We start from the raw sequence: 12,661 nt of genomic DNA on the forward strand, positions 1-12,661 counted from the left end.
CTTTCATTTGCTGCGCCTCGAAAATAAACGTTCATGTAGCCAAGCCATAAATCCAGTATAAAGACCTTTAATCATTGGCTTCGTAGTACTTTTTAACCAACTTATTAAGTAACCTTACACCAAAACCTACTGCTCCTCTTGGACAAATGTCAGTACCTTTTTCGTGCCAAGCAGTGCCTGCGATATCTAAATGTGCCCAGCAAGTTTCATTCACAAAACGCTGTAAAAACTGTGCAGCCATTATGCTATCTCCACCAGAGCCTGCAGGAGCGATGTTTTGAACATCAGCAATCGGTGAATCAATAATTTTGTCATAAGTTTCATTCATAGGAAAACGCCATAACTTCTCATTTACTTCATTTCCTGAATCGATTAGACGGTTTGCTAATTCATCATTATTTGAAAAAAGACCAGCATATTCGTTATTTCCAAGTGCAACCACTATAGCACCAGTTAAAGTTGCAAGATCAATCATAAATTTTGGTGAGAATCTGTCTTGTGTATACCATAAAGCATCTGCAAGTATGAGCCTTCCTTCTGCATCGGTGTTCAACACTTCTATTGTCTGTCCAGACATTGAAGTTACTACATCACTTGGTCTTTGAGCATTACCACCCACTGCATTTTCTGCAAGTGCAACCACACCGATCGCATTTACTTTTGCTTTTCGTCCTGCTAAAGCATTCATCACCCCAACCACAGTAGCAGAGCCTGCCATGTCATATTTCATCGACTCCATACCACGTGAAGGTTTGAGTGATACTCCACCAGTGTCAAACGTTATACCTTTACCAACAAAAGCAATTGGCTTTTGTTCTTTAGCAGCCCCATTCCATTTTATCACTACTAATTTTGGTTCTTTACTACTTCCTTGTGCGACTCCAAGCAAGGCTCCCATTTTTTTCTTTTCCATCTGCTTTTTATCAAGCACTTCGATTTCAAGGCCAAGCTTAGTAAGTTCTTTTTTTATATGATCAGCATAAGATTCTGGATATAGAATGTTAGGAGGCTCTGTTATAAAAAAGCGCGCGAGGAATATACTCTCACCTTCTTGTCTTAAGTGCTCAAATGATCTTTCAGCATTACTTAATTGCTCATCTTTTACTAATACGGTAATCTCCTCTACCTCTGTAGTTTTCTCATCCTTTTTAGTTTTATACTTATCAAACTTAAAACTACGCAGAAATGCACCATATGCAACATTTGCTACACTACCTTCGATTAAAACCGCTGCTTTCTTAATTTTTAATCTGCTTAGCTCACAATATATTTTACCACCAATATTTAATTCTTTATTTTCATTCCATTCATCCTTCTTCCCAAGTCCAATAACTATGACATTTTTTTCTTCTGGCAAAGTAATAGAGAAAAATTCACCAAAACTTCCATTGAAATCGCTAAATTGCTTTATATTATCTATGATCTGTTTTCCTTGCAAAACCCCGCCATCATTTACGGTTTCGTTATCCTCAAATAAACCCATTACTATTGTTTTAAAATTGGGCGAAATTTTAGAAATTGTTATTTTCATTGCTGGCATCTCCGTTGCAAATAATTGTAAACTGTACATAAAACATAGCAAAAACATCAGTAAGATATTTTTCATATACATCCTAAGTACAATAACACTCAAGTTTACTATGGACTCCCTTACATGCAAGGGTTTTTATCTTTTATTAGAGAACTTATTATATCCGCCCAAGGTAATGTTAAACATATAGGTTTTTATGACCTGATCACTGTAAGTAAATGGTGTTATGAGAAGGCTTGCAAGCCCGTTACTAACAAAATCTTCAAGAACAGGATCAGCACAATTATCGCAATTATGGTCAGCAAAAAACATTTGCGTTGTGAATTCTGGAAAATCTGGATGTTGAACTAGAAAGTTAATATGTGGAGCTCTATCACCAATTTTACCAGGTGCTATCGTAATAAAATTATAATAGCCAAGATTATTCACTACAAACCTTCCTGATCCAGCAAAATTCGGATCATCCTCTATATTCTTATCGTAATGGTTCACGCCGCGTGAATTCGCGTGCCATATAGAAACTACAGCATTTTGTATTGGTAAACAGTTTATATCAGTAATTCTACCCACTATGTGTATTAATTCTCCTGTTGCACTATTTGGAGAACCAGGTTTCCTTCTTAAATTGTTTGAAGAGCTAAAATTTTTTGGCCTTGCATCAAGGTCATATATTTCTGGAGTTTCAATGCAGTTGAGCAAAACAGGATCAGCTGCAAATAGCGGCAAACTGAATACCGTTTGTACTAAAAGCGCTAATAAGATATTTTTCACATTCATTTCATTTATAATAGACTTCTTGCATAACCATATAACAAACTTTTATTGGGAATAGAAACAAAAAACTTACTTGACAAACCTCTCCAGCCCCCTTACCATGAAACTGAAGGTATTCAGTTATCTTCATTTGTGCAGATTAAACAGCAAGAAAACAACGTAGTTGGCGTCTTATTTTTAATTTTTTGCACTATGTGCACCTTATGTCTTCACAACATTTCTGGGTTTTTACCTATATAAGCTGAAACGCGCTTATAAGTCGTTTAAGACAGTATAGTACGCCAATTTGCAGGATTAGAGAGTGACAACTAGCTAACACGGGGTTTCTTTTGCCTTTTTTTTATTTGGTAAATTCCTTAATATTTATGGCTAAAAGAGCCCAAGATAGGTGTCATTCCAGTGCTTGACACACAGCTGTACGAACATTATCCGTAAAGAGATGTCATCCCAGTCTGGGATCCAATAAGAAAATCTGGTCACGCGCTGGAACTCTTCGAATTCCAGTTATGCAAAATGCTTTCAATACGATAAATTACTTCAATAATTTGCATATAGTATAATCTTGTGTTTTGGTAAGAATAGTTTTATTCCATCCATCAAGGAGTGTTAAATTGAAATACGTATCACCTTTATAAGTTTTATGAATTTCAGTCATAATAAATTCTGAGATTAGGTTATGCTCTAAAAAAAGATGTACTATCTGCGCTCCACCAATCACAAAAATTTGAGAACTACTTTTAATCAACAGAAACTCTTGCATAGAAGAAACGACAGTACATTTTGGGCCTCTATTAAAACACTTGTTACGAGAGAAAACAATAGGTGTACGATTCTTTAATATGCTTTTAGGTATAGTTTCAAATGTCTTTCTTCCCATCACAATAATTTGTTTGTCAGTCACTTGACAAAAATGTTTGAACTCACTTGGATAATGCCAAGGCAAATCATTATTTATTCCAATTACCCCATGAGGGTCAACAGCCATAATTCCAATAATCTTCATTCCTGTAAGACAGTTTGGGCTACAAAAAATCGCATGTGATCACGCACATTATGCACTCGAAGGAAATCAACCTTATTTTGTAGTATAGCTGATGTAGCAATTGTTTCTAAATCTCTATTAGAGGCAGGTTCTGTGGAAAAAGAAGAAATAAATGACTTTCTGGAATGGCCAACTAAAACCTTGCAGCCAAAATTTTGTAACGTTTCTATACTGCGTAAAATCTGAATATTCTGATACATAGATTTGCCAAAACCAATACCGGGGTCAATAATTATTGAATTTTCATCAAAACCCAGGCCTAGTAGTCTGTTAATGTTCTTCTCTGCCCAATTATTCATGATATCAATTGAGTCAGTGTCATGTGGAATAATGTTGTCCTTATGTGGTGGTATGGAGAGTGAATGCATAATAACGATACTACATCCACTGCTAGCAATTGCTTTTAGAGTATGATCATTCAGATCTCCCTTCTGATCGTTTACCCAGGCAATGTTGTAGTGCTTCAAAACGTTTAAAATAACGTCTGGCCAAAAACTATCAATGCTGACTTTAATATCACCAGCTTTCATATAATCACTAAGATTATCAAGTACTGGCTTTAGACGTGCATACTCTTTCTCTGGCGTCTGTATTGAAGCTCCAGGTCTTGTTGATTGAGCCCCAAGATCAACTATGCTTGCACCATCTGATACCAGTTGCAATGCCTGCTTGGTTGCTCGATCTGCATCATAATAAAGACCACCATCTGAAAATGAATCAGGGGTAATGTTGACAATACCCATAAGCTTTGGTGAGAGCGTAAAACTTTTTGAAAAACAGTTTTGAACATTAGAAGCAAATGTTTTGTTAACTATTGCCATCAAGTGGAGCAAAAATGGTCTATTTACCAATTCTGGGTGAGGAATTTTAAGGTCAGGTGTGTCGAGCGTTAAGTCACCCCATAACAAAATATCCAAATCAATAACGCGAGGTGCCCATTTTTCATAGACTTGTGAACGGCCAATGTCACATTCGATTTGTTTTAAGCCTTTTAATAGCTCCTCAGGAGAAGAAGAACAACTTCCATAGACAATCATGTTGAGAAATGGCTTGTCCCAATCAGGTGGAGCACCATTTGGTAAAATAGCCTTAGTTTCTAGAATGATCGAAGACTTTAAGTCTTTTAAATAGCGCTCCTTCAGTAACTCAGTAGCCTTTTGTAAATGGGAAAGGCGATTCCCTATGTTTGAGCCAATAGAAATATAGATCATTCTTGCAATTCATTACAGTAAGTAAAAAAAACGCCCCCATGTACACCAGGAACTGGTGGTGCAGTTTTGTGAGTAGTTACCCTGACAGAAGAAATAATATGCTCTTTTTGCATCAAAAGGTCGTTAATCACCCTGTATATATCATGAGTTAAATGTTCGATTAAATTAAATTGCTTGCTCTGAACGAGAGATTGAATGTTCTGCACTACCTCCAAATAGCAAATAGTATCTTTAAGTTGATCAGTTGTAAGCCCTAAAGGAGGAGATTTAAAAGTGAAACCAACATCAATACTCACCAATTGGGGAGAAAACTTCTCTTCTGCGCTACATCCTAAATGAACCCAAAGCCGCAGATCAGATATAAGAAAATTACATACTACCACTGAATTTAGTATCTACTTATAATTAATGACAAACGTTAATGCCGTCAAGAAAACCCCATAAGAGTTTTGCTCCTTTTTTAGCACCTTGCATGACTTTCTCTTGCTCTTCTTCGCTTAAATCTGCAATAAGGTTTGCACATTCTTCAGAATGCCACTCATCAGCTTCCATATGAACGGTAAAAAATTTGAGAGAACGTTCGTCGTTTATTGAATAGTGTTTTTTCAGGCCTTCGATTTTAGACTTAGAAATTTCCGGAGTTTGACGTTCGTAAGCATACAAAGCTCCAAGACCTTCTGCAAAACCTGATCTTACAATGTCAAAATAACCATCAACTAATTCTTGCGTCTCCTTAACCTGTACATCTTCAAAAAGATTAGGCCTTGCTACTCCCAGCCCTTCAGCAAAACGCTGCCATAATTCTGGGTGATTCTCATCACCTTGTTCTTCCTCTATTAAATTACCAAGTAAAACTTGCCGCATCTTTAGACTTGAACATAAAGAATGTATACCGCTGATATAACGAGGAAAAGCAGCAACATGGTGATAATATTCCTTAGCATAGGTTTGTAAAGCCTGCATGCTTAAGCTACCTTCATTCCATGACTGGTAAAACGGATGTTTTAATAAGTGTAAACTATCTAATTGATTATTAAGTGATTGAACAAATGTCATAAATAAACAAAAAACTATTTCAGGCTACGCTTAGGTTCACCAGATGTCAAGAGACATTTCTCACCACCTTATCTCCGATTACAGAATTGTGCTCATCAAGTGAGCATAATTCCTGAGCTAATTTCACTCTTTTTAGAATTCACAGATCGAAAAGAAGGGATTGCTCAATCAAGAGAAACAACCAAAGATAAAAACAGAAGTGATACATAAAGAGAATGGTAAGAAAGAAATAAAGAAAAAGAAACAGTGTTTTAGTGATGTAAAGGATTATTCAATGAGTCAGAATATAACTCAAAAACTAACGGATTTAGAGGTAAAGAAAAATTTTAATACCTTCACTAAGATAACTTGCTACTAGAACCTTATTTTTTTCTAAACTTTCTTTATAAAAACCACAGGCGCCTATAAAGTAAAGGTCAAGTATCTGGAACTCTGGACATAAAATCCCCCTGTATAAAAAAGATTTGGCAACGTACATACGACAGAAATTAAGCACACTTACATGCTCTGAAGAATACATTTTTAATGAGTTTGATTAAAAAGTCTGCAGATAAATTTGAGCTCTTAAAATATCTCTAATTATAATTAGATTCAAAATATGCGGAAGTAATTTTTTTACAATATAATGGAATTTTACAGACACTAACAATTGCGATGCTGCGCACTGTAACAACACAAAAAAACTTATGTAAGAGGGTGGTCCTGAAATTTTGTTCTAGAAAAATGTAATCACAATCTACTGCAACTTAATTCTGCTTCAGGTATAACTGAAGTTATCTCAAACATTTGCGTAGTTGCCCTAGTATCGCAAAATGTGCTTTCTTGAAAATAATGCAATCTATTTTCCAATATATTTCTTTCTTCTACATAACTGTCTGATTCTTTATTCAAACTAGAATTTTTTTCTTCATACTTGGAAAGTATTGTATCGATCAAATAATTAAAAAATAATATTAGACCTGTAGTGTTGGAGAGCAATGCAAGAGAATAATATAACATATCTTTGCTCACTTCTTCACTTATTATGTCATGAGAATTTCTATACATTCTAAAACAAGAGCCAAAAGCTGCTAAGCATACACAAATAAATTTTGTTCTGCTCAGGACAGACTTAACTCGCACTAATTTTTTATTGTTATCTTCTAATCTTGTACGCAACTTACTAATTTTACTACTATAGTGCTCAATAAACAATTCTATTGCCTCTTTGTCATTAGCATAATTATATGCTTTATAAGATTCCTTATCCATAAGTTCAGTATCTATATCCCTTGATTTTAGAAGCTTTTTGATTGCTTCATTCTTGCGAAGAAGCACAGCTTCGTGTAGAGGTGTGTACTCACTTTCAACATCTTTCCTTCTGTTAATATTTTCACGAGTTAAGTAGTCGAAAAGAGCTGAAAGACATTCTGAATTATTACCCTCAATAGCCAGAGTAATTACATCTTTTCCATCTTTATTCTTAGCATTGATAATTTTAGAAAGCGGCTTTTCATTCTCTTGATTACGTTCAAAATACTTGCACTTATAGAATGTATTCGAAAGATATGGTTCTTTAAGAAGACATAAAAGTTTTTCTACAAAGCTAATACGATTTTTTTTAACAGATACATGTAAAGGTGTGTCCTGATTTTTCTCATCTTGCAACAATAAGACATCATACAAACAAGCGTTTGTATGTAGAAAATTAATCTCTTGGTCAAAATAGATACCTTCTTCTTCTCCTTTACAGATATTTAATAGCCGTGACCCTATACTTTCTACAGCACTGTAATCAATTGCAGAGCTACGTTGCACTTTGTATGGAATTTTTGCACTAGGAGTTATATTCACACTATTCCTACCTTTAAACAGTCCAGCTATACCTGGTTTACCTCGAACGGCAGAAGGTGTTTTATCTTGAACATTAACCTTAGCATTTCCACTAGGAGAAAGTTTTAAAGTATGCGAGCTACTTCTTCTACTGGAAAAAGGCATCTCATTCTTTTGATCTTTAGCCTGAGCACTATTTTCTAGCTTTGTATTCAAGGAATTTGCTATGCCTAGAGGTGTTGAATAATTGTTATCTCTAGCTAAGGAGTTAAAGTCACCAATTTCTGTAGCATTTTCAAACTCAAAGTCTTCTACTTGAAAATTTGCTGCAGCGTTTATTTGACCTTTCATATTTTTTTTTTTCACGAGAGTTACATGCCAAGCAGAATACCCCATCTTTAAAATTTTTCAACCCCATTTAAGATTTTCTTAAAATAGTTTTTGATAAAAATACTTACGACACTAACTTTTGTGTAAAACTTTTAGAAGATTTTATAGCAAAAAAATTACTTCCGCATATTTTAAATCTGATTATAATTACAACTAGAGATATTTATTGAGCTCAAAAATCTATCTCCGTCTGCAGACTTTTTTATTAAACTCATCAAAAAATGTATTCTTCAGAGCATGTAAGTGTGCTTAATTTCTGTCGTATGTGCACTGCATTTTTTCTAATCTTTTTTTATACAGGGGGATTTTATGTTCAGAATTCCAGATACTTGACCTTTACTTTAGCTAATAAAAACCAACTGGTACCTGCGGTTTTTATAGCTACATTTTCTCAAAATTTTAATCAGATTTCAAATGGATAGTTAAAAGAAACTCACAGTTATTGTTGAGTTCTTAGTGCTGCTCCATTATCTGCAATCTTTTCATGCTCAGCAGAATACAAGTAAGAATTAGTAGCAACAACGCTTTCTATCGATGTGGCCTGTTTATAGTCCTGACTTAGGAAATACATAGCCACTCCAAGTGCTATTCCAGCAATGAGAGCAGATACTGCTATTGCACATAATGTCATTGAAGGTATTGAAGCACCACCAAAACCGAGTCCAATACCAAGATAAACGACAGGCATAATGAAAAATAAACTATCATATTTAGCACTTTCTTTTTTCGATTTAGCTTGGTCTTTCATACATTTAATGAGTACTTCTCTTGTTTTTCCTTCAGCTAAATCTAATGGAATTTTCCTATTTCTATCCTTCATCAAAGGATTTGCACCATATTTCAAAAGGGCTTCTATTGCTTCAGTGTTATTACTTATAACAGCTTGGTGTAATAACGTATTTCCACTTTGACCTTGAAAATTTATCAATCCATAGAAATACTCAGGAGTAATAAATTTATGCACCGCTTCATCTAAAATATTCATTACGTTTTGAAACGGTAATATATCTCCTTTTTCAGACCTTGCATTATCGAATTTAATACAGTGGTGCAAAATAGGGTATACTATATCTCCTTGCCTATTGATAGGATCTCCATTTACAGGGACTCTATTGACAATAGCCTCTGTGAATAACGTCTTGTTAATCACAATTTCTCTATCATCAGTAAGATACTCTTGCAACTCTTTAATTTTTTCTGTAAATTTCTTTTCTTGATTATTAATGATTTTAACTAAAGTAGTCATACCATCTCCTTGTTCTAATTATATTAACAATATAATAAATTCTACTAAAAGTCAAATTTTTAATTAAAAAGTTAATATAATTTATTAGCAATCCCTACAAATGTCAAATAAATTCCGAAAATCCATCAAAAAAAACTCACAGGATCAACATCTATTGTTACTGCAATATTTGAACTCAAATTACAGCAATATTTCAGCTTCCTCTTTATAGATAGACTATGTTTATTGTGTATTTTGAGTAACACTCTATACCGATATTTATTATTTAAGAAATTTATTGCTGCTGGCGATGGGCCAAAAATTTCAAATTCTTCCGGCATCAAGCGCTGGGAAGTAGCTGAATACTGATTATGCAAAAAGCTTGTTATCTCACTTGCTGCTTTCTGCGTTGCAAATTGATCCTTACCGCAAACTATAAGCGCTATTAGCCTACTAAATGGTGGCATTTTAGCTTTGCGCCTTGACTCAAGTTCAATTTCATAAAACAAATCCCTTTTTTGCTGCTGCAATGCTTTTATTATCAAGCTTTCAGGGTTATTAGTTTGCACTATTACCATTCCTTTCTCATTGAACCTTCCTGACCTTCCTGCAACTTGATGCAATAATTGATACGTCTTTTCTGCTGCCCTAAGGTCAGAATTTTCAAGGCCTAAATCTGCATTTATCACTCCAACCAAAGTTAATTTAGGAAAATTATGCCCTTTAGCAATTACTTGTGTACCGATTATGATATTCACCTCTTCCTTGAGCACTGAGTCAATGATGTTACCAAGCGACTTCTGATCGCTGCTTATAATCGCAGTCTTTGCATTTGGTATTAGTTTCACTATTTCTTCAAGCAATCTTTCAATTCCCACACCATAAAGGAACAATGACTGCTCACTTTGACAATTAGAACATTTTTCTGGAAGTTTTGACTGGTAAGAGCAATGATGACACAAAAGGACGTTCTTCTTTTTGTGGTATGTAAGCCAAACAGCGCAATTTGAGCAGGAAATTTTATATCCACATTTTTTACAAACTGCAAGTTGTGCATACCCTCTGCGGTTTAGAAAGAGCATAGCTTGCTGTTTTTTCTCTATGGTTTGTTTTATGCCTTCGAAAAGCTCATTGGAAATCCATTGTTTATTATTCACTACTTTTATGTGTGGCAACTCTGCATCACCGAATCTTTTAGTCAATTTTACATGATTGTAATTTCCGTTTTTAACATGATAAATTGTTTCAAGCAGTGGAGTAGCTGATGATAAAACAATCGGAATGTTTTCTATTTTTGCTAAGATAATTGCCATATCTCGGGCATTATATATAACTCCCTGTTCTTGTTTAAAAGATGAGTCATGCTCTTCATCAACGATGATCAATTTTAGGTTTTTATAAGGTAAAAAAAGCGCTGACCGTGCCCCAATAATTATCTGCGCACTTCCATTTGCGATACTGAGCCAATTATTTCGACGAGCTTTTGGAGTGAGCCCTGAGTGCCACTGAGCTATATTGCCAGATGTCTGACTGCGAACACGATTTACCAATTGTGAAGTTAGGACAATTTCAGGCAGGAGGATTAGCACTTGTGCATTACCCTCTTCTGGTGTCATTCCAGTGCTTGACACTGGAATCCAGTCTTTATCGTACAACTGCTTAGTGTACTGATTTGAAATTAAGTTTTCTGGATCCCAGTGTCGGGGCACTGGGATGACATCCTTTTTGGTAAAAATTACTCTTATATTGTAACATTCGTCTAGTTGTGTATTGAACGCTGGAATGACATAACGTTTATTTTTGAAAGTAAATTGCATAGCAAATGGTGTCATTCCAGTACGTGGCAAAGGCAGTATGCTAAGTGTTACAGTGGGTTTTGCCTTAAATACAAAGATGTCATTCAAGTAGCTGACACTGGAATGACAGGAGAAAGAAACACTGGGATGACAGGAGAAGGAAATACTGGAATGACACCATAGGGGAAACATCACGGAGTGAAACCTTTTTGGTAGACAATGTTCATATGTACTATAATTCTTAATCAATTCTGTAATCACAGAGAGATAAACTTCCGTTTTTCCAGACCCGGTTTCACCGTCAAGTAAAGTTACTGAATACTCATTCAAATTACTTATTATTTTATCACGAGCTATCTGCTGCTCAGAGTTTAATTTGTAGTCTATTTTGCTTATTTCCTGCTTTTGCTCAGCATAAACTAGTTTATCTATCTGATTTACCTTTAATACTCCTCCCATTATCACTTTTGCAAGCATACCAATAGGTATTACATTATATTGCGCAACCCACTCTGCAAATTCGATCAACTTTGGTCTGATGCTCGGTAAATCGACCTTTTGTTCAATGCATTTTAATTCTCGATCGCTCTTGTCACTACATTTCCAAACTATTCCAATCAAACGCTTTCTACCAAATGGCACCACCACATAATCCCCAATTGAAACTTCAGTATCTTCCTCAACTGCATATGAAAATAACTGATCAATTGGAAGTGGTAGTAATATCTCAACTATTCTTGTCATGGCAGCCTAAACTATTTTGTAATTTTCGAATGAATCAGAAAAATCAGATACACCTTAATGCTTTTTTCATAGTACACGATTTATAATCATAAATATTGAAAATGTGAGGAAATTCTGTATGTTTAGCGATAAAATAGTCCTAGACTTTGAAGTAGAAAAAGGTGACCCAATAGACCGATGTTACTTTTCTACACGTATCAAACTTACAGATGAGAGCAAGAATTTTCTATGTGAAAAGCTCGGTAAGCTTAACAATTTAGATGATTATTTTGATCTTAATCCTGAAAATTTTTATATTTATTACAATAAATATGGTGGGCACTACGGTATAAATGAGCTATATGTCAGAGATAATAATGGTAGATATTTAGCTACTAAACTTCCACTTGATCACAACGGATTTTCAATAGAGTTATCATTCGACGAGGTGAATTGTGGTTTTTATCCTCTTTATGCAATCTATAACCCAAATCAATATGACAAAAAGCAGGAAAAGAGCTTTGAAGATAATGGTGAACTGCGATCACTCGCATCAAGTGTGCTAGATCACTTTCTAAATGGCTTAACCATTCAAGACATGTTTTTGCAGATACAAAACAAATTTATTGAAAAAGAAACAAAATTAGCAAAAGAAAAAAGACAAGCAGAGAAAGAATTGAATCAAAAGAATGAAAAGTTAAGAGAACTCATAGAAAATGGTGAGATTGAAATATTTAAAGTAATAAAAGGTCATGGTATTGGAAATGGACGTTCAGCGGCAATTTTGCAGCTTGATGGTGATCTTGATGCAAGTAAGTACTACATAGCAGAGTATGAAGGCAATGAATACTTACATTGCACGAGCTCTGGTTATGACATACTGCTTGACCAGAGCGATTTATTTTTCGTTCTCAATAGCAGTTCTTATCTTGAACTTGAAAGCGGTTTCTACTCAATATCTGCTGGCAGCTGTGCTAAATATCTCGATATTAAGAATCGGCTTTTCAGCGATGATCAACTATCTAAGCAGTTATGCAAAATCAGGCAAGGGCTAGTTAACACGTTTTGCTCAAGACTTATTTATAGTGAAAATTTTTAAGA

Annotated in this window: 10 protein-coding genes; 1 reads left to right on the top strand and 9 read right to left on the bottom strand. The window is 34.8% G+C overall.

Annotation, left to right across the window (positions count from 1 at the left end; all coding sequences use genetic code 11):
• Nucleotides 1–67: 67 nt before the first annotated feature.
• The 9 genes from wVul_RS07410 to priA all read right to left on the bottom strand — a co-directional run bounded on the left by wVul_RS07410 (nt 68) and on the right by priA (nt 11,581).
• On the bottom strand, nt 68–1,570 hold the full coding sequence (locus wVul_RS07410; protein ID WP_179943870.1) for a leucyl aminopeptidase: 1,503 nt from the start codon (nt 1,568–1,570) through the stop codon (nt 68–70).
• A 96-nt stretch (nt 1,571–1,666) separates the two neighbouring features.
• A complete protein-coding gene (locus tag wVul_RS07415; protein WP_047759744.1) occupies nt 1,667–2,308 on the bottom strand; it encodes a protocatechuate 3,4-dioxygenase in 642 nt (213 codons plus the stop codon).
• 529 nt (nt 2,309–2,837) lie between these two features.
• Complete coding sequence (locus wVul_RS07420; RefSeq protein WP_047759745.1) at nt 2,838–3,308, bottom strand: dihydrofolate reductase; 471 nt, start codon at nt 3,306–3,308, stop codon at nt 2,838–2,840.
• Nucleotides 3,305–4,558, bottom strand: coding sequence for a dihydropteroate synthase (folP, locus tag wVul_RS07425; protein ID WP_047759746.1), 1,254 nt, complete (start codon nt 4,556–4,558; stop codon nt 3,305–3,307). The genes wVul_RS07420 and folP overlap by 4 nt, the downstream gene beginning before the upstream one ends.
• On the bottom strand, nt 4,555–4,941 hold the full coding sequence (locus wVul_RS07430) for a dihydroneopterin aldolase (protein WP_047759747.1): 387 nt from the start codon (nt 4,939–4,941) through the stop codon (nt 4,555–4,557). The genes folP and wVul_RS07430 overlap by 4 nt, the downstream gene beginning before the upstream one ends.
• Nucleotides 4,942–4,963: 22 nt before the next feature.
• On the bottom strand, nt 4,964–5,614 hold the full coding sequence (locus wVul_RS07435; RefSeq protein ID WP_047759748.1) for a CADD family putative folate metabolism protein: 651 nt from the start codon (nt 5,612–5,614) through the stop codon (nt 4,964–4,966).
• A 729-nt stretch (nt 5,615–6,343) separates the two neighbouring features.
• Nucleotides 6,344–7,777 carry an ankyrin repeat domain-containing protein gene (locus wVul_RS07445; protein WP_047759851.1) on the bottom strand — a complete coding sequence of 478 codons (1,434 nt, stop codon included), beginning with the start codon at nt 7,775–7,777 and terminating at the stop codon, nt 6,344–6,346.
• A gap of 478 nt (nt 7,778–8,255) precedes the next feature.
• Complete coding sequence (locus wVul_RS07450) at nt 8,256–9,062, bottom strand: ankyrin repeat domain-containing protein (protein ID WP_047759749.1); 807 nt, start codon at nt 9,060–9,062, stop codon at nt 8,256–8,258.
• Nucleotides 9,063–9,187: 125 nt separating this feature from the next.
• Nucleotides 9,188–11,581, bottom strand: coding sequence for a replication restart helicase PriA (priA, locus tag wVul_RS07455; protein ID WP_047759750.1), 2,394 nt, complete (start codon nt 11,579–11,581; stop codon nt 9,188–9,190).
• A gap of 118 nt (nt 11,582–11,699) precedes the next feature.
• Here priA and wVul_RS07460 point away from each other — a divergent pair, with 118 nt between their 5' ends.
• Entirely contained in the window at nt 11,700–12,659 is a 960-nt protein-coding gene (locus tag wVul_RS07460) for a hypothetical protein (protein WP_047759751.1), read from the top strand.
• The last annotated feature ends 2 nt before the right edge of the window (nt 12,660–12,661 follow it).

Source organism: Wolbachia endosymbiont of Armadillidium vulgare str. wVulC (genome assembly GCF_001027565.1).
In the GTDB taxonomy this organism is placed as follows: Bacteria; Pseudomonadota; Alphaproteobacteria; order Rickettsiales; family Anaplasmataceae; genus Wolbachia.

What these genes read in the sequence shown, in the direction of transcription:
- wVul_RS07410 (WP_179943870.1), bottom strand. Translation starts at nt 1,570, where the DNA reads ATGTACAGTTTACAATTATTTGCAACGGAGATGCCAGCAATGAAAATA.
- wVul_RS07415 (WP_047759744.1), bottom strand. Translation starts at nt 2,308, where the DNA reads ATGAATGTGAAAAATATCTTATTAGCGCTTTTAGTACAAACGGTATTC.
- wVul_RS07420 (WP_047759745.1), bottom strand. Translation starts at nt 3,308, where the DNA reads ATGAAGATTATTGGAATTATGGCTGTTGACCCTCATGGGGTAATTGGA.
- folP (WP_047759746.1), bottom strand. Translation starts at nt 4,558, where the DNA reads ATGATCTATATTTCTATTGGCTCAAACATAGGGAATCGCCTTTCCCAT.
- wVul_RS07435 (WP_047759748.1), bottom strand. Translation starts at nt 5,614, where the DNA reads ATGACATTTGTTCAATCACTTAATAATCAATTAGATAGTTTACACTTA.
- wVul_RS07445 (WP_047759851.1), bottom strand. Translation starts at nt 7,777, where the DNA reads ATGAAAGGTCAAATAAACGCTGCAGCAAATTTTCAAGTAGAAGACTTT.
- wVul_RS07450 (WP_047759749.1), bottom strand. Translation starts at nt 9,062, where the DNA reads ATGACTACTTTAGTTAAAATCATTAATAATCAAGAAAAGAAATTTACA.
- priA (WP_047759750.1), bottom strand. Translation starts at nt 11,581, where the DNA reads ATGACAAGAATAGTTGAGATATTACTACCACTTCCAATTGATCAGTTA.
- wVul_RS07460 (WP_047759751.1), top strand. Translation starts at nt 11,700, where the DNA reads ATGTTTAGCGATAAAATAGTCCTAGACTTTGAAGTAGAAAAAGGTGAC.